The 17,388-nt window shown below is 75.5% G+C and carries 14 protein-coding genes and 2 pseudogenes; 3 read left to right on the top strand and 13 right to left on the bottom strand.

Annotated elements, in window-relative coordinates; genetic code table 11:
- Positions 1-115: 115 nt before the first annotated feature.
- Positions 116-697, bottom strand: coding sequence for a HutD family protein (locus ACFU9E_RS34345; protein WP_380682216.1), 582 nt, complete (start codon positions 695-697; stop codon positions 116-118).
- A 43-nt stretch (positions 698-740) separates the two neighbouring features.
- Positions 741-2,009: an MFS transporter gene (locus ACFU9E_RS34340; RefSeq protein ID WP_380682215.1), complete on the bottom strand. Its 1,269-nt coding sequence runs from the start codon at positions 2,007-2,009 to the stop codon at positions 741-743.
- Between the two features lie 116 nt (positions 2,010-2,125).
- Between ACFU9E_RS34340 and ACFU9E_RS34335 the strand changes: the two genes are divergently transcribed.
- Both ACFU9E_RS34335 and ACFU9E_RS34330 read left to right on the top strand, forming a co-directional pair.
- Positions 2,126-3,316 carry an ROK family protein gene (locus tag ACFU9E_RS34335; protein WP_380682224.1) on the top strand — a complete coding sequence of 397 codons (1,191 nt, stop codon included), beginning with the start codon at positions 2,126-2,128 and terminating at the stop codon, positions 3,314-3,316.
- A gap of 147 nt (positions 3,317-3,463) precedes the next feature.
- The gene (locus ACFU9E_RS34330; RefSeq protein WP_380682214.1) at positions 3,464-4,606 is read left to right on the top strand and encodes a PLP-dependent cysteine synthase family protein; all 1,143 of its coding nucleotides are present in this window, start codon (positions 3,464-3,466) and stop codon (positions 4,604-4,606) included.
- A gap of 36 nt (positions 4,607-4,642) precedes the next feature.
- Here the strand turns inward: ACFU9E_RS34330 and ACFU9E_RS34325 are convergent, their stop codons facing one another.
- On the bottom strand, positions 4,643-4,828 hold the full coding sequence (locus ACFU9E_RS34325) for a hypothetical protein (RefSeq protein ID WP_380682213.1): 186 nt from the start codon (positions 4,826-4,828) through the stop codon (positions 4,643-4,645).
- A gap of 114 nt (positions 4,829-4,942) precedes the next feature.
- Between ACFU9E_RS34325 and ACFU9E_RS34320 the strand changes: the two genes are divergently transcribed.
- A complete protein-coding gene (locus tag ACFU9E_RS34320) occupies positions 4,943-5,527 on the top strand; it encodes a TetR/AcrR family transcriptional regulator (RefSeq protein ID WP_380682212.1) in 585 nt (194 codons plus the stop codon).
- Between the two features lie 65 nt (positions 5,528-5,592).
- On the opposite strand, the gene ACFU9E_RS34315 is transcribed toward ACFU9E_RS34320, so the two are convergent.
- The 10 genes and pseudogenes from ACFU9E_RS34315 to ACFU9E_RS34270 all read right to left on the bottom strand — a co-directional run.
- Positions 5,593-5,913, bottom strand: a complete 321-nt coding sequence (locus tag ACFU9E_RS34315) for a DUF6191 domain-containing protein (protein WP_380682211.1) — start codon at positions 5,911-5,913, stop codon at positions 5,593-5,595.
- 55 nt (positions 5,914-5,968) lie between these two features.
- On the bottom strand, positions 5,969-8,383 hold the full coding sequence (locus ACFU9E_RS34310) for a right-handed parallel beta-helix repeat-containing protein (protein WP_380682210.1): 2,415 nt from the start codon (positions 8,381-8,383) through the stop codon (positions 5,969-5,971).
- Positions 8,384-8,707: 324 nt separating this feature from the next.
- Entirely contained in the window at positions 8,708-9,586 is an 879-nt protein-coding gene (locus ACFU9E_RS34305) for an MOSC domain-containing protein (protein ID WP_380682209.1), read from the bottom strand.
- A 323-nt stretch (positions 9,587-9,909) separates the two neighbouring features.
- Positions 9,910-10,713, bottom strand: coding sequence for a DUF6643 family protein (locus ACFU9E_RS34300; RefSeq protein ID WP_380682208.1), 804 nt, complete (start codon positions 10,711-10,713; stop codon positions 9,910-9,912).
- Positions 10,714-11,294: 581 nt separating this feature from the next.
- Positions 11,295-11,705, bottom strand: a pseudogene (gene mscL, locus ACFU9E_RS34295) (large conductance mechanosensitive channel protein MscL); the annotation flags it as partial.
- Between the two features lie 137 nt (positions 11,706-11,842).
- Entirely contained in the window at positions 11,843-13,036 is a 1,194-nt protein-coding gene (locus ACFU9E_RS34290) for a DegT/DnrJ/EryC1/StrS family aminotransferase (protein ID WP_380682207.1), read from the bottom strand.
- On the bottom strand, positions 13,033-14,640 hold the full coding sequence (locus ACFU9E_RS34285) for a hypothetical protein (RefSeq protein ID WP_380682206.1): 1,608 nt from the start codon (positions 14,638-14,640) through the stop codon (positions 13,033-13,035). Before ACFU9E_RS34285 ends, ACFU9E_RS34290 begins: the two co-directional genes overlap by 4 nt.
- Positions 14,641-14,693: 53 nt before the next feature.
- The gene (locus tag ACFU9E_RS34280; RefSeq protein WP_380715640.1) at positions 14,694-15,764 is read right to left on the bottom strand and encodes a GNAT family N-acetyltransferase; all 1,071 of its coding nucleotides are present in this window, start codon (positions 15,762-15,764) and stop codon (positions 14,694-14,696) included.
- A gap of 139 nt (positions 15,765-15,903) precedes the next feature.
- Positions 15,904-17,073, bottom strand: coding sequence for a glycosyltransferase (locus ACFU9E_RS34275; protein WP_380690047.1), 1,170 nt, complete (start codon positions 17,071-17,073; stop codon positions 15,904-15,906).
- Positions 17,070-17,388 (bottom strand): annotated as a pseudogene (locus ACFU9E_RS34270) (hypothetical protein); the annotation flags it as partial. The pseudogene ACFU9E_RS34270 and the gene ACFU9E_RS34275, both read right to left, overlap by 4 nt.

The following is a 17,388-nucleotide window of genomic DNA, read 5'->3' as shown; positions in this document are numbered from 1 at the left end:
CGGGCTCGGGACTCGGATGCTGCCGGCGGCGCTCGCGCGTGCCGCCGGCCGTGGCCGGGTTCGACCTGGTCGGGCTCCGCCGGGCGCCTGTTCGGGCGACCGGGTGCGGCTGCCGTCAGCCCCGCGTCGGGCTGCGGAAGGTGAGGGCGGCCGTGGTGCCGTCGGGGATCAGGGTGTGGGTGGCCGGGGCGGTGAGGAGGGCAGCGTCGTAGCGGGCGAGGGCGGCGCCGTCGAGGGTCGCGGTGCCGGAGAGGCAGACCAGCAGCACGGTGGCGTCCGCCGGGACGACGATCGGGCCGGGCCGCTCGGTGAGGACGAGGGCGGCGGTGGCGTGGCCGCGACGGGTCATCACGTTGAAGTCGACGAGCGGGCCGCCGAGCAGCCGGCAGTCGGTGGCCGCGTCGCCGGAGAAGGCGAACGGGCGGAACGGCGCGTCGACGAGGTGCTCGACGCCGTCGACGGTCAGCGCCATGCCCGGGCCCTCGACCACGGTGATCACCCGGTCGACGCCGGGGAACGCGGAGAACGGCCCGGCGGTGGCGACGTCGGCGAGGCTGACCCGCCACCGGAAGTCGTCCGGCCCGCCGGCCGCGGGCTCCCCGGCGACCACCCTGGTCACCCCGCCCCCGTTGCGCCACGCCGTGGCCGGCCGCTCGGCCGCACGCAGGAACCGGACCGGAGCCGTGGTGTTCGTCATGGCGTGATCCTCGCACGACGGCCGGTGGGGGCGGGGTGACGGTTCAGTGGGGGCGGCGGCGGGCGGTCAGGGGCAGGACGGCGGCGACGGTCGCGGTGGCGGCGACGGTGGTCAGGGCGAGCGGCAGGCTGGTCGCGTCGGCGAGGAAGCCGATCACCGGTGGGCCGATCAGCATGCCGGCGTAGCCGAGCGTCGAGGCGAGGGCGACGGCCTGCGGACCGCCGGCGGCACCGGCCTGGGCGATGGCGAGCGGGAAGATGTTGGCCAGGCCGAGCCCGACCAGGACGAACCCGGCCACGGCCAGCGGCACCAAGGGTGCGAGCGCCGCCAGCAGCATCCCGGCCGCCGCGGTGAGGCCCCCGAGGACCATCACCCGGTGCTGGCCCAGGCGCAGCGAGAGCCAGGTGCCGCCGACCCGCCCGGTGGTCATGGCGAGCGCGTAGGCCGCGTAGCCGGCGGCGGCCACCCGGGCGCCGGCGTGGACGTCGTCGGTGAGGTGCAGGGTGGTCCAGTCGGCGACGGCGCCCTCGCCGTACGCGGTGCACAGGGCGGTGAGGCCGAGCAGCAGGACCAGCATCCGGCCGGCGGCGGGCGCGGCGGGCGTGGCGGGTGAAGGGGAGGACGGGGGTGTCGGGGTGGTGGCGAGCGGTCGCGGCGCAGGGCTGCGCAGCAGCGCGACGCCCGCGGCCACGGTGACCAGGAGTCCGGCGAGTCCGGCCAGCGCGAGCCACTGCGCGGCCGAGAGCGGGCCGGCGAGCAGGCCGCCGACGCCCGCCCCGAGCAGGCCGCCGAGGCTGTACCCGGCGTGGAAACTGGGCATGACCGGGCGGCCGAGTTCGCCGACGATCTCGACGGCGGCGCTGTTCATGGCCACGTTGGCCCCGCCGTAGCCGGCGCCGAAGAGCAGCAGGACGCCGCCGAGCGCGGCCACCGAGTGGGTGTGCGCGGGCAGCGGGACGGAGAGCGCGAGCAGGGCGAGCGAGGCGACGGTGACCGGCCGGGAGCCGTGGCGCAGGCAGAGCCGGCCGACGACCGGCATGGTGGCGACGGCGCCCGCCGAGACGCAGAGCAGGGCCAGTCCGAGGGCGCTGTGCGAGGCGCTGACCTGGCTGCGGACGTCCGGGATGCGCACCACCCAGGCGGCGAAGAGCAGGCCGTCGACGGCGAAGAAGGCGGTGAGGGCGAGCCGGGCGGTGCCCCAGGAGGCAAGGGAGTGCGCGGACGGGCTGGGGGATTTCGCCGCGATGCTGCGAGACTGGGAGGATGCTCGGCCGGTGGGGCCGGCGGGACGGATTTTGTTTCGGAGCGGCACAAAGTAACAATAGGTCCGTGCAGCTCTCACCTTCAAGCCCGAAGCCCGGGACCGGGGCCGACCACGACGCGCAGCGCGACGCCCACCGCCGCTCGGCGCCCGACCGGGGGCGGACGCTGCTCGGCCCCGCGCTGCAGCTGATCCACACCGGCCAGACCCCGACCCGCTCGGCGCTCACCCGCGCGCTCGACGTCACCCGGGCCACCGCCGGCGCCGTCACCGCCGAACTGGAGGCGCTCGGCCTGATCACGGTCGACTCCCGCCCGGCCGGCGGCGGCCGCGGGCGCCCCTCGCACCGGCTCGCCATCGACCCCGCCGGTCCGGTGGTGGTCGCCGGGCAGATCCACGCCGACGGCCTGAGTGTCACCCTGGCCGGTCTCGGCGGCCTGCTCGACCCGCCGGTCCACCTGCCGCTGCCCGCCGCCACCGACCCGGTGCGGATGCTGCGCGCCGTCGCCCAGGCGGGCGCCGAACTCGCCCGCGGCACCGAGCGGCGCTGCCTCGGCGCGGCGCTCGCGCTGCCCAACCCGGTCACCGAGCCGGACGGCACCGCGCTGGCCGCGCTGCACTTCGCCTGGCCCAGCGGCACGCCCGTCGCCGACCTCTACGACGTGGAGGTGGGCCGCGCCGACCACGGGCCGCACGCGCTCGACCCGCTGCCCACCGCGATCGCCAACGACGCCAACCTGGCCGCGCTCGCCGAGTACCGGCACGGCGCCGGCCGCGGCGCGCGGCACCTGCTGCTGGTCACCTCCGGCCACCGCGGCGTCGGCGGGGCGCTGGTGATCGACGGGCGGCTGCACACCGGCAGCGCCGGACTCGCCCTGGAGGTCGGCCACCTGACGGTCGACCCGCAGGGCCGACCCTGCGGCTGCGGCAACCGCGGCTGCCTCAACTCGGAGACCGATCCGGACGCGCTGTTCGCCGCCGCCGGACTGACCCCGGCCCCGGACCGGCCGCTGCTCGACCAGGCCGGCGAGCTCTGCCGGGCCGCCGCCACCGACGAGCGGGCCCGGGCGGCCGTCGAGCACGTCATCGACCGGCTCGGCCTCGGCCTGGCCGGGGTCGCCAACATCCTCAACCCGGACCGGGTGGTGCTCAGCGGGCTGCACCTGGACCTGCTGGAGGCCGCGCCGGACCGGCTGCGCGCGGTCGTCGCCGAGCGCAGCCTGTGGGGGCGCAGCGGGCGGGTTCCGATCGTCGGCGCGGAGCTGGAGCACAGCGCGCTCGCCGGGGCGGCCGAGCTGGGCTGGCTGCCGTACCTGGCCGACCCGCAGTCGGTGGCCGCGGGGTGGGCGGGGCGGTAGCGGGGCAGTAGCGGAGGTGCAGTGGGTGCGCAGCGGGGCGATAAGCGGAGCCTAGAGCTTCAGATAATGTTACTTATCGTGACACCCGTACACTCGTAGTGAGCATTGGAGGGGGGCTTCCAGGGGGACTCGCACGAGGAGAGTGGCATGGGGACCGAACCGACCGTGGGACAGAGCGTGGAGCCGGGCATGGAACCGACCGTCGACGCGGACCGCTCCGACCCGGAGTACCGGCGCTGGCTCAAGGACGCGGTCCGCAAGGTCCAGGCCGACGCCAACCGCTCGGCCGACACCCACCTGCTGCGCTTCCCGCTCCCGGCGGAGTGGGGCATCGACCTCTACCTCAAGGACGAGTCCACCCACCCCACCGGCTCGCTCAAGCACCGGCTGGCCCGCTCGCTGTTCCTCTACGGGCTCTGCAACGGCTGGATCCGCCCCGGCAAACCGGTCATCGAGGCGTCCAGCGGCTCCACGGCCGTCTCCGAGGCCTACTTCGCCCAGCTGATCGGGGTGCCGTTCATCGCCGTGATGGCCAAGTCCACCAGCCAGGCCAAGATCGACCTGATCGAGTTCCACGGCGGCGAGTGCCACCTGGTGGACCGGCCGGACGAGGTGTACGAGGCCTCGGCCCGGCTCGCCGAGGAGACCGGCGGCCACTACATGGACCAGTTCACCTACGCCGAGCGGGCCACCGACTGGCGGGGCAACAACAACATCGCCGAGTCGGTCTTCGCCCAGCTGCGCCTCGAACCGCACCCCGAGCCGGCCTGGATCGTGGCCACCGCCGGGACCGGCGGCACCTCGGCGACCATCGCCCGGTACGTCCACTACATGCAGTACGACACCCGGATCTGCGTCGCCGACCCGGAGAACTCCTGTTTCTTCGACGGCTGGGTGCACGACGACCCGGACGCGGTGTGCGACCGCGGTTCGCGGATCGAGGGGATCGGCCGTCCCCGGATGGAGCCGAGCTTCGTGCCCGGGGCGATCGACCGGATGATGAAGGTCCCGGACGCCGCCTCGGTCGCCGCCGTGCGGGTGCTGGACCGGGTGCTCGGCCGGAAGGCGGGCGCGTCCACCGGGACCGGGCTGTGGAGCGCGCTGCGGATCGTCGCGCAGATGCGGGCGGCGGGGGAGCGCGGCAGCGTGGTCACCCTGATCTGCGACCCGGGTGACCGCTACCTCGACAAGTACTACTCGGACGAGTGGCTGGCGGGCGAGCGGATCGACATCGCGCCTTACCTGGCCGGCCTGGAGTCCTTCCTGGCCGGCGGTGCCTGGACGGGCTGACGAGTCGGCGGGCCGGCGGGCCGTCCGGTTCCGGGGTCAGGAGGAGGCGGTCCGGTGCTCGGTGAGGAACAGGGCGCCGGTCGCCGCGACCGCCACCGCCGTGGCGCCGTGGATGCCGAGCGCGAGCAGCACGGCGCGGACGGTGGCGACGCGCTCGCGGACGGTGCCGGCGGCGGCTGTGGCGGTGTTCGGGGCGGCGGTGACGGTGCCGGTGCCGGACATGATGATTCCCCCTCAATTCCATATTGGTCGCTAGAAGTTCTAGTGGCACTAGAAGGCTGATGGAACATCAGTGCGAGCGTCGCTCGAATATCTAGCACTGCTAGGGTATTTGGCGTGACAGTCCACGCCCGCCGCGAGCGCGAACGCGCCGAACGGCATCAACTGATCATCAGGACCGCCCGCGACCTCGCCGAGGACGAAGGCTGGGAGGCGGTGACGGTCCGCCGGCTCGCCGCGCTGATCGAGTACAGCCAGCCCGTCCTCTACAGCCACTTCGCCAACCGGGACGCCATCGTCGCGGCCGTCGCCGTGGAGGGCTTCGAGGAACTCGCCGGGGAACTGCGGGAGGCGCCCCGCAACGCCGAAGGACCGGTCGAGGCGTTCACCGCCGTCGTCGGCGCCTACGCGAGGTTCGCGGCGACCTACCCCGCCCTCTACGACGCCATGTTCACCCTCGCCACCGGCCTCCCCTTCGGCCGGCCCGAGGCCCCCGCCCCGCTCAAGGAGGCCTTCGCCGCCCTGGCCGCCCCGGTCGCCGAGGTGTCCGGCCCCCACGACCCGGACACCTTCACCGAGGTGGTCTGGACCGCCCTGCACGGCCTGGTCACCCTCACCCGCAGCGGCCGCCTGCGCCCCGAACTCGCCGAGGACCGCCTGGACCTCCTGATCTCCCTGATGCTCGCCGGCGAACACGTCTGACCGGCCCCGCCGCCACGCCCGGCGCCGCTGCCGGGCCCGGCCCACCGCCACGCTCGGCACCCCCGCTACGACGGGCGGGCGCCGGACCGGATCACCACCCGGCCACCCGCCGGGTCGATCCCGGTCCGGCGCGGCGCCCCGTCGTGCTCGTCGTCGCGGAGCACCAGCTCGACCCGCCGCTGCTCCAGCTGTGCCCGCTTGCCCGGATAGAGCAGCGCGTGCAGTTCCTCGGTGGCTGCCGCGCCCACGCCGCGCCCACCGTCCGCGGGTCCGCGCTCGCCCCTTCGGGTGAACAGCAACCGCCCGGCCGCGCCGAGGAAGAAGAGCGCGACGAGGAGGGCCGGGAGGAGCAGGCCACCGGCCGCGCCGGTGAGGAGGGTGCTCATGGCGGGTCCAACGGTCCTTCGGCGCCCGGAAGTTCCCGGGCCGCGGCGGGCGGGCCTACGGCAGGCGGGGGGCCGGGAGGTCGGCGGGGACAAGGAGCTGGAGGTCCTCGGTGGACGCGTCGGGGAGCTGGGCGATCCGCATGGCGTGCCGCTCGACCATGGTCTCGAAGACCTGCCGGGCGGTGCGGCCGTTGCCGAAGTTGGGGCCGCGCTCGATGCCGGCGAAGTGGTCGAGCAGGGCGTGCTCGGTGGCGTCGGCGAGCGCGTACTCGTGCTCGGCGCACTGGGCGCGGGCGATCTCCAGCAACTCCTCGGCCGAGTAGTCGGGGAAGGTGATGGTGCGCGAGAACCGTGAGGAGACACCGGGGTTGGCGGAGAGGAAGCGTTCCATCTCGGCGGTGTAGCCGGCCACGATGACCACCACCTCGTCCCGGTGGTCCTCCATCAGCTTCACCAGCGTGTCGATCGCCTCCCGCCCGAAGTCGCGGGCGCCGTCCTCCGGCGCCAGCGTGTACGCCTCGTCGATGAACAGGACGCCGCCGCGAGCCCGGTCGAAGGCGGCGGCGGTGCGGATCGCGGTGGAGCCGATGTGCTCGCCGACCAGGTCCACCCGGGCCACCTCGACCAGGTGGCCGCGCTGCAGCACCCCGAGCGAGGCCAGGATCTCGCCGTACAGCCGCGCCACGGTGGTCTTGCCGGTGCCGGGGGCGCCGGTGAAGACCAGGTGGCGGCGGAGCGAGGGCGCCTTGAGCCCGGCCTGCCGACGCCGACGCCCGACCGAGATGAGGTCGATCAGCGTCCGCACCTCCTGCTTGACGGTGGCCAGGCCCACCAGCCCGTCGAGTTCGGCCAGTGCCTCGTCGGCGGGCCGGCAGTCCGGGATCGGCCCGATCGCCGAAGCGGCGGGCGGGGCGGGCGCGGCGGCCGCCAGGGGTGCGGGGGCGGCGGTGAGCTGGGTGCGCGGGGTGGGGATCTCGGCGGCCGCGGCCGACGCCGCCGGCACGTCGTCCGAGGTGCACCCCTCGACCACCGGTCCGGGCTCGGAGAACTCGAAGCCGGCCCGCTCGTTCTGCTCGGCCCGGCACCGGGTGAGCACCGTGCGGCAGCCGTCGATGATGTGGAAGCCGAAGCCCTTGCCGTGCGAGACCCGGCAGTCCTCGAAGGTGCCGCGCCCCTGGGCCGAGACGTAGACGCCGGCGTCCGAACCGGCCCGGACGGTGCAGTCCCGCAGCACCGGGTCGGCGCCCTTGGTGACGATCACGCCGGTCGCCACGTCGGAGATCTCGCAGCCGGTGAGCACACCGCCGCTGCCGTGGTCGCGGAACCACAGCCCGGTGCCCGCCTCCTGGACCCGGCAGCCGGTGAGCGTCACCGTCGCACCGCCGCTGACCGACACCGCCGAGCTGCGGATCCGGCTGAACGAGCAGCCCTCGGCGACGGCCGCCGAGTCGCGGTCCAGGACGAACAGCGCGTCCGGCAGGTCGTGCAGCGCGCAGTCGGTGAGCGTGAGCCGGGCGCCGTCGCTGACCCACAGCGCCGGGTACTCGCCGTTCGAGCCGTGGATCTGGCAGGACTCGGCGCTCGCCTCGGTGCCCTGGTCCCAGACCGAGAGGGCCCCGCGCCCGAAGTCCCGCACGGTGGAGTGGGCGAGGCTGAGCCGGGAGCGGCCGCGCAGGTCGGCGGCGTTCTCCGGTACGTCGTGCACCCGGCAGCCGGTGAGCACGAGCTCGGCCTCGCCGTCCAGGGTGAGCCCGTTGCCGGTGACCCGGTGGATGTCGCAGTCGACCAGCCGCCCGCCCGCCTGGGCCTCGGCCTGCACCCCGCTGCCGCGGATCTCGTAGATCTCGCAGCCGGTCAGTTCGGCCGCGCTGCCGGGGTCGGAGAGCAGCACGCCCGCGCCGGCGGCGTGGTGGACCCGGCAGCGCTCCAGCGCGGCGGCCGCACCGCCGAGCACCGCCAGTCCGGCCTGGCCGGCGGCGGCGACCTCGCAGTCCTCGAAGGCGGCGGCGGTGCCCGCGCCGCGCAGCCGCAGGCCGAGGCCGTCCGGGTTGGACACCACGCAGCTCTTGAAGGTCGGCCGGGCGCGGTCGGTCACCTCGATCCCGGCGGCCGAGTGGGTCTCCACCCGGCAGCCGGTGAACGCGGGGGTCGCCTCCTCGCCGGTGACCAGGACGGCCGGCGCGGACCGGTCGGTGCCCTCGATCACCAGGTCGCGCACGGTCGCCGCGGCGGTGACGGTGAGCGGCACTCCGCCCGGCGGGTCGATCCGGACACTGCCGGGGCCCTGGGCGGCGACGACCGTCACCGCCTTGTCGACGACCACGTTCTCCCGGAAGGTGCCCGGTCGAACGGTCACCGTGTCGCCGGGTTCCGCGGCCGCCAGGGCCTCCGCGAGCGTGTCGTACTCGCCGGCGCGGCGCCGCCAGCGGGATGCGCTGTCCTGGGTGACCCGGACCCTGTGCTCAGCCATGACGGTCTGTCGTCCCCACCTTCATCGAGCCGGCGATCTGCGGACCGGACGCACGCGGACGCTGCGGCGCGCCCGGACGCGGCGCACCGGGGTGCGCGGGTCGTCCGCCCACCGTAGCGCGCCCGCGCGGGTGCTCCGGCCGCGCGGGCCGGGCGGGTCGGGCGGCCGGGGCCGCCGTCGGCCGACCGCGCTCGTCGGCACCGGCTTCAACGAGCCCGCACACGTCCGGTTCCGGGACGCGGGTGCGGACGCGGGTGCCGACGCCGGCGCGGAAGCGGGCGGAACCGGGTGCGGACGCGGCCGCGCGAGGGCGGGCGCCCGCCGTCAGACCAGGCCGTCGGCCGGCCAGTGCGCGCCGCCCTCCAGCACCTCGACCGGGTCGCCCAGCCGCAGCGTGCCGAGCACGTCGCCCTCGACGCCGGCCGGGCGCTCGGGGATCAGGTTCTGTCCGAACGCCGCCTTCTTCAGCAGCCGGTGGTGCCGGGCCAGGGCGCGCAGCGGCTCGGGGCCGCGCCGCTCGCCGCTCTCCTGGTCGGTGGTGGTGACCACGCAGCGCCCGCACGGCTTGACCACGCGGAAGGTCAGCTCGCCGATCCGGATCCGCCGCCAGCCGTCCTCCGCCCAGGGCTCGCCGCCGGAGACGACGACGTTGGGGCGGAACCGCTCCATCGGCAGTTCCTCGTGGCCGTCCGGGTGCTCGGCGGAGATCAGCGCGTTGAGCTCGGCGAGCGAGGCGGTGGTGGTGAGCAGCAGCGGGAAGCCGTCGGCCATCGAGACGGTGTCGCCGGGGGAGGAGAACTTCGGGTCGACCGGCCGGGCGTGCGGGTCGTCCAGGTGCACCAGCCGGTAGTCGCCGATGTGGTCGGCGATCCAGGACTGGGCCTCCTTGCCGGCCTCGGCGGCGCGGAAGCGGGTGCCCCAGACCTCGACGTCGGCGAGCGGGTCGCCGACCGCGGCGGCGGGGGCGGGGATCTCGGCCCGCGAGCCGTCGGCGGCGGTGAGCACGAGCGCTCCGGTGGGGGCGAGCTCGGCGCGGACCTGGCCGAGGGCGGCGTTCTCGCGCTGGCTGACGAACCGGCCGGTGGCGTCGGCGAGCATCCAGCGCCGGTCGCCGGCCAGGCCCCAGGGTTCGACGCGGGCGCTCTCGGGGCTCAGGCGGTACATGGACTTGACGGGGTAGACGTGGAGTCCGGTGAGCTGCATTCCCCCATCCTGCCAGTCGCCGCCAGGCCGTCGGCGGGCGCGGTCGGTGTCCGGAACCGCGGGTTCCGGCGGGACGTGGTCTCGGCTGCGCGGAGGTGCCGGGAGCTGCCCGGACGGGCGCCCGTCTGCCCGGACGGCCGTCCGGAAGGCGCGCGGATGCGCGCGGATGCGCACGGACCGCCCGGAACGCCGAGTGGGGTGGCGTTCCGGGCGGTCCGTGGATGACCCGTTTCTCCGTACGCCCGGCGGATGTGGGTGCGCCGGGTGGGACTAGGTGGTGCGGGTCCGGGCCGGGTGGGGCCGGCCCGGAGGAGGCGGTGGCCTCAGTAGTTCTGGGCCTGCGGCTGGTAGCCCCCCTGCTGGAACTGGCCGGGCTCGCCGTACGGGCCGGGCCGCTGCGGCTGCATCGGGCGGACCGGGGCGACCGGGGTGACCGCCGGGCGCAGCTGGGCGCCGCCGAAGGACTGCTCGCCGGAGCCGCCGAAGCCGCCGGGCTGGGCGCCCTGTCCGCCGAAGCCCGGCTGGCCGCCGAAGGACTGCGGGCCCTGGGGCTGGCCGGCCATCGCCTGCGGACCGGAGGGGCCGCCGACCGGCTGGGCGCCGAAGGTCTGCGGGCCGCCGTGGCCGCCGACGAAGGTGTTCTGGCCGCCGAAGCTCTGGCCGCCGGACGGCTGGTACCCGCCGGTGGCCGCCTGGGTGAAGCCGGGGGCCGGGGTCTGCGGGCGCTGGCCGGGCAGGTACGGCTGCGGGCCGCCGTAGCCGGGGACCGGCGGCTGCGGCGCGGCGGCGTAGGCGGGCGCGGGCTGCGCCGGGATGTACGCGGTGGCCGGGCCGGAGGACGGCGCGCTGCTCGGGCCGGGGCCCAGGGCGAGGCGGGCGGGCGGCAGGGCGGGGAGGTTGCTGCCGGGGCTGTTGTAACCGGTGCCGTACCGGTTGTTCTCGTAGGACGGGCCGGACAGGCCGGATCCGTACCCGGTCGACAGGGCCGGCGGCAGGGCGGCCGGCACGTTGATGGGCGCGATCTGCGGGACACCGCGTTCTGCGACGAGGCTGTCGTAGATGGGCGTGCCGGAGGAGAAGGACGGAGAGGGGTAGCCGACTCCGTCGTAGGAGCGGGGCGAGGTCATGGGGCATACGGTAAGCCCACAACGCGCCTACTGAGGAGACTGGGAGGCGGAGCAGTTCGAGTGTTTACACAAGCTTCGCCCGAACAAAGGTTTCGAAAGTAGGAAGAACGGACATTTTGGCGGCGAGTTCCGGCCACCGTTCGGCGGGCCCGAGGGTTCGAACGGAGTCCGGACGGGGGCGCCGAAGGGCCGTGTGGTGACAGGCCGGTGGACGGTTCGGGGACCGTCGAAGAAACTTCTGCGGGCGGGGCGCACACCGGCGCATTCGAGCCCCCGCCGGGGGCGCGGCGAGGGCTCGTGAATGTTTCGGGAATAAAGTCCCCGTCAGGGCCGATATGGGCCCCGCGCAGACCGGCCGAGGCTCGTTCGAGGTCTGCCGAGGCGGGCCGAGGTGCCGGACGGGACCGATGGGTGAGATCCGCTCAGCGCGCCGGGGCCGGCTGCTCGGTGGTCTGCTCGGCGGACTGCTCGTCAGGCTGGACGGCGACCGGCTCGGCGGACTGGGCGACCGGCTGCTCGGCACGCTGCTCGGCGCGCTCCTCGGCGGGCTGGTCGACCGGCCCGCGCTGGGCCGGGAAGCCCGGGCGGCCGGCCACCTCGGAGGTGCAGAACGAGCAGCGCACCGCCGCGGCCGGGATCTTGCTCAGGCACTCCGGGCACTCCGTCGTGGCGGCCGGCGCAGGCTTGCCGCCCTCCAGCTTCGCCTGGAGCTTGCCGACCGGCAGCACCACGACGAAGTAGATCACCGCGGCGACCAGCACGAAACCGATCAGCGCGTTGACGAAGACCCCGTACGGGAACCGGGTGCCGGCCACCGCGAAGGTCTTCTCGGTGAAGTCGCCGACCGCGCCGGTCGCCACCCCGACCAGCGGGGTGAGGAACGCCGTGACGAACCCGGTGACCACGGCCGTGAAGGCCGCGCCGATCACGATGCCGACCGCCAGGTCGACCACGTTTCCACGCAGCAGGAAGCTGCGGAATCCCTTGAGCACAGGGAACTCCAAATCCGTACGGGGGAGGGTGGGTCGGGACCACGGGCCCCGGCCGGACATCCTGCCGACCGAACGGGCCCGCGGTCCAACCGCGTTCACCCGAACCGCGTAACGGACCGCGGACCGGTGAGGCCCTGTCAGCTGCTGCGCAGGCGCTCCGCGTACGGCTGGATCCGGGTCACCGCCCCGGCGATCCGGCGCACGGTGGCCGCGTCCATCTGCGACCACAGCGGCACGGTGAGCACCGAGTCGGCGAGCCGGTCGGTGAGCGGCAGCGACTCCGCCTGGCCCAGGTGGGCGTAGGCGCGCTGGCGCTGCACCGGCGGGTGGAAGTAGCGGCGCGAGTCGATGCCCTCCGCCCTCAGCGCGTCGGCGAGTTGGCGGGCGCCGAGGCCGAAGACGGCGGCGTCCAGGATGAGCGTGAGGTCCTTGAAGGTGGAGATGTCGCCCTCCTCCGGCAGGGCCAGGCGCAGTCCGGGCAGCCCGGCCGTGACGGCGGCGAACTCGGCCACCAGCGCGCCGCGGTGGGCCACCCGCTCGGGCAGGCCGGCCATCCAGTTGAGGCCGACGGCGGCGTGCAGTTCGCTCATCCGCGCGTTCAGGCCGGGGAACAGGGTGTCGTAGTCGCCGGGGTTGCCGTAGTCGCGGGCGGTGCGCAGCCGGCGGGCGAGGTCGGCGTCGCGGGTGGCGACCAGACCGCCCTCGCCGGCCACCGCGACCTTGGTCGGGCTCATCGAGAACACCTCGGCGTAGCCGAAGTTGCCGATCGGCACGCCCCTGCGGCGGCTGCCGAAGCCGTGCGCGGAGTCGTAGACCAGCGGTACCCCGGCGGCGTCGGCGATCTCCTGGAGGCGTTCGACCTGGCAGGGCGTGCCGTAGACGTGGGTGGCCATCAGCGCGGCCGGGCGGTCGGCGGAGGCCAGCTTGGCGGCGGCGTCCTCGGGGTCGAGGGTGATGTCCCGCTCGCGGGCCTCGGCGAACAGCGGGGTGCCGCCGGCCCAGTGGGCGGCGTGCGCGGTGGCGGAGAAGGTGAACCCGGGCATGACGACCGGGCGGGAGCCGTCGACGCCCGCGGCCTGGAGGACCAGCATCAGTCCGGTGGTGCAGTTGGAGACCGCCACCACGTGCGGCACCTCCAGGAACGCGGCGGCCGACTCCTCCAGTTCGGCGACGGTGCGGCCGTTGGTGAGCTGTCCGCTGTCGAGTACGGTGCCGATCCGCTCCAGCAGCGTGGCGCGGTCGGGCACCTGGACCCGGGTGAGCGGCAGCCCGTCGGGGAAGGCGGGCGTGCCGCCGAGAGCGGCGGGCAGGGCAAGGGTGTCGGTGGTCATGGCGCGGTCGATCCCCCCTGGGACGGTGACGGTGACGGTGACATGGTTGACGACGATGGCGCGACGGACGGCATGGATGTGGACGGGGTGGACGGCGTGGACGGGGTGGACGGCATGGACGTGGACGGCGTGGACGGCGGTGACGTGGGCCGTGGTGTCGGCAGCGGCCGGCGCCCCGGCGGCTCGGCCCGCCGCCGGGCCCCCCACTGGCCGGGCGCGACCCGCCACACCGGTGGCGGCCGACGGCCGGCGGCGGCACCGCGGCTCGCGGCGGCGGCCGGGACGACCAGCAGCACCAGGGCGAGCGGCAGCACCTGGACCCGTTCGCGGGACAGGATGCCCATGTTGTTGATGGTCGAGAAGGCCCAGCAGAACAGCAGCGTGTAGACGGCGGCGAAGGCCACGTAGGAGCGCTGCACGAACAGCCGGGGCAGCCGGCTCAGCCGCGGCCAGGCCCGGATGAACATCACCAGCAGCGCGAAGCACTCCACCGACTGGATGAGGTTCTGGATGTTGGACGCCTCGAACGGGAACGGGCGGAACAGCACGCTGATCACCGCCACCGGCAGCCCCGCCGGATTGAGGCTGAACTTCGGCGCGGCGTCCTCCGGCGCGGTCGCGTTGATCATCGAGTTGCCCTGGCTGGTGCGTCTGGAGGTCTCCGAGAGCACCTGGTTGACGGCGTCCCCGCCGGTCCCGTCGGTGCCGAAGAAGGTGGAGACCTGCTGGAGCATCAGCACCGCCATCGCGCCCAGCACCACCGCGGTCAGGATGGTGCGCAGCGGCCCCAGCGCGCTGACCTGCTGCGGACGGCGGCGCAGGACGTAGGCGACCATCAGCCCGGCCCCGGCCAGCGCGGTGACGTGCGGGCGGACCATCGCGGTGCCCAGCGAGCCGAGCGCGATGCAGGCGAAGGCGCCGAACCGGCGGTCCAGCAGGCGCGCCGTGCCGTAGGTGGTCAGGCCCAGGCAGAACATCATCCAGGCGTCCTTGCCGATGCTGGACGGCCAGAACAGCAGCGAGGGCAGGAAGAAGACCAGCTTGGCGTACTTGCGGGTGTCGGCCTCGGGGAAGGCGATCTGCAGGGCCCGCCAGAACAGCAGCAGGCCCCAGAAGCCGAGCCAGGAGAAGACCAGGAAGCCACCGATCAGCGAGGGGCCGGTGATCGCGTAGACCACGCCGGTGACGATGATGACGAAGCCGGTGCCGGCCACCTTCATGCCCAGGTCGTAGTGGACGCCGCCGAGCAGGTCGGCCTGGCCGAGGTAGGCGGCGAGGTCGCTGCCCTTCTGGTGGTACATCTTGGCGTCGGCCGCGCCGCCGTACAGCACGAAGGCCATCAGGTAGCGCGGGAAGGCGCAGAGCAGTTTGGCGGTCATCGCCAGCAGCAGCAGCCGGAAGACGTCCCGTTCGGGGTTGGCGGCGGCGATCCGGGCCAGGATCGGGGTGCCGATCGCCATCAGGGCCGGGAGGATCAGCAGCGCGCCCCAGGTGTCGTACGAGGTGTGCACGGAGGCGAGCACGAAGAGCGTGACGTAGCCGGTGACCAGGGTGGCGGCGACGGCGGACGGCCAGGGGACGCGGCCGAGGAAGGCCGTCGCCACCCCGGGATTCCCCGCCACCCCCGGCGTCCCGGGCTCCCCGGGCGCCCCCGGCATCAGAAGACCTCCAGGTCGCCGAGGCTGAACCGCCAGTCGGCGATGCCGAGCGGGGTGGGCCCGGTGGGGGTGCGGGCGGTGAGGGTCATCCCGGTGCGCGGGGCGCGCAGGTAGCCGGTGCGCAGCGCGGCGTCGGCGGCCTCGGTGCCGGGGGAGAGGTGGGTGGCGACGTGGTCGCAGCCGCTCTCCTGGGCGGCGGCGCGCAGCAGCCGGGCGGCGCTGTCCCGGTCGCCGGGGCGGACGACGACGTCGGCGAGGGTGAACTCGGCCAGCGGGCCTCGCCGTCGGGGCCGGCCGACGGCGAGGCCGGTCAGCTCGTCGCCGCGGTGGACGGTGAGCACCCGGTAGTCCAGGCCGGGGGCCTCGCCGTAGCGCCAGCGCAGGTACTCGGGGGTGCGGTGAACGGCGAGGCGGTGGTCGACGGCGTCGGCGGCGGCGCGTTCGCGGAGCAGCTCGGCCAGCGGGCCGTGCCGTCCGGCGCCGGCGTGGGCGTCCAGCCAGGCGGCGGCGGTGGGCAGCCGGCAGTCGTCGCCGACGGGGCGCGCGGCCCCGGCCGGGCGCCGGGCGAGGGCGGCGCGCACGCCCCGGGCGAAGGCGGCCGGTCGTACGGCGCGCACCGCGATCGGCACCCGGCCCAGCTCCTGCCAGCCCATCTTCCGGTAGGCGGGCAGGCTGTTGCCGTTGGGGGTGTTGAACACCAGCGCGGCCTCGTCGGTGACCTGGTCGAGCAGGTCCGAGGTGAGCCGGCGGAAGACGCCGCGGCCCTGGAAGTCGGGGTGGGTGGCGGTGTCGACGGGGCGGACGGCGGCCACCGGGGTGCCGTCCCCGCGCTGCCACTGCCAGCGCAGGAACAGCCGGACGCCGGCCAGCCGTCCGTCCGGGGTCTCGGCGACCATGCCGGGGCTGGCGCCGAAGGGGTTGCGGCGGTGCTTCCAGGTGAAGAACCCGGCGGTGCGGGTGCCGGTGGGGCCGCCCGCCAGGGTGACGGTCAGCAGGTCGAGCACGGCGGGCAGATCGGGCTCGGCGAGCGGGCGGTAGGTCAGCTCGGCGGGGGCGGGCAGGGCGCTCACGTCCGGACTCGCTCTCCCATCGGTGGTCGGGGGCCAATACGGGGGCCAACACGGGGGACTCACGGGGAAACATCGGTGCGTCGGTGGGCCCGGGCCGGCGGCGGGCGGGCGGTCCGCCGCCGACGCCGGTCGGTGCCGGTCAGTGCCGCAGGACTCGCGCGTACACCGCCTCGACGGCGCGTTGGGCGCCGGCCACGTCGAAGCGTTCGGCACGTTCCCGGGCGGCGGCGGCCAGCCGGGTGCGCAGGCCGGGTTCGCGGGCCAGCCGCTCGAACGCCTCGGCCAGCGCGGCCGGGTCGCCGGGCGGGACGAGGAAGCCCTGCTCGCCGTCGTCCAGCACCTCGGGCATGCCGCCGACCCGGGTGACCACGGCGGGCAGCCCGGCGGTCATCGCCTCCATCAGCGCGACCGGCAGGCCCTCCTGGCGCGAGCTCAGCGTGAACACGTCCAGGGCGGGAAGCAGTTCGGGCACATCGGCGCGAGAGCCGGTGAACACGACGGCGTCGGCGACGCCCAGCTCGGCGGCCCGGGCCCGCAGCTGCGCGTCCAGCGGTCCCGCGCCGACCAGCACCAGCCGGGCGTCGGGGCGGCGGCGCAGCAGCGCGGCGTGCGCGGCGAGCAGGGTCGCCTGGTCCTTCTTGGGGGTGAGGTTGCCGACCGTGCCGACCACGAACGCCTCGGCCGGCAGGCCGAGTTCGGCGCGGGCGGCGGCCCGGGCGGCCGGTCCTCCGGGGGCGCCGGCCAGGTCCGGGCCGTGGTGCACCACGGTCACCCAGTCGCCGGGGCGGCGGCGGCCGGGCGGGATGCTGCGGGCGACGGCGTGCGAGACGGCGATCACCGCGTCGTTGCGCCGGTAGGTCAGCGCGTTGGCCCAGCGGGTGGCCGCGCGGTAGCGCTCCCAGACGTTGTGCTCGGTGTGCACCAGCCGCGGCGCGGTGCCCGCCAGGGTGGGGGCGAGCATCCGGGCGGCGGCGGCCGGGACGGGCATGTGGGTGTGCACCAGGCCGTACCGGCGCGCGGCGAGCAGCGCGCGCAGCCGCAGCGGCCAGCGCGGGTCGGCCCGGCCCGGGGTGCCGGGGGCGCCGCCCAGGCAGTGCACGGTGACCCCGGCCTCGGCCAGCGCGGGGGCGAGCGCGTCCTTCCACGGCAGCACGTAGGCGACCTCGACGTGGTAGCGCGAACGGTCGGCGTGGCGGGCGCAGTTGAGGAGCAGCTGTTCGGCGCCGCCGCGGCCGAGGCCCTTGGCGAGCCAGAGCACCCGGGTGGGGGTGCCGGCCGGGCCGGGCGCCGTGCTCCGGGGCCCGCTCACCGCTCCTCCGCCTCGCGCAGCAGGGCCGGCTCGCCCTGGTCGCCGCCGGCCGGGCCGTACGGCCGGCGGGCAGTGCCGTGCTCGCCGCCGTGGCCGCCGCCCTGGCCGGTGCCGTGCTCGCCTCCCTGGCCGCCGCCCACCTCGCCGCCGTGCTCGTGGCCGCTGCGGGCCCCCTGGCCGTCCTCCTCGGGCGCGCGCCGGGCCCAGCTGGGTGTGGTCCGTCCGCCGCCGAGCTCGCCCGGCCGTTCGGCGCCGTGCTCCACCGCCGGCCCGGCCGGCCGGTGCGGCGCCGCGGCCGCAGCCGCGCCCCGGCCG

Source organism: Kitasatospora sp. NPDC057595 (assembly GCF_042800875.1).
Taxonomy (GTDB): domain Bacteria; phylum Actinomycetota; class Actinomycetes; order Streptomycetales; family Streptomycetaceae; genus Kitasatospora.
Note: the sequence above shows the minus strand (reverse complement) of the source record. Positions and strands in the feature narration are given on the sequence as shown.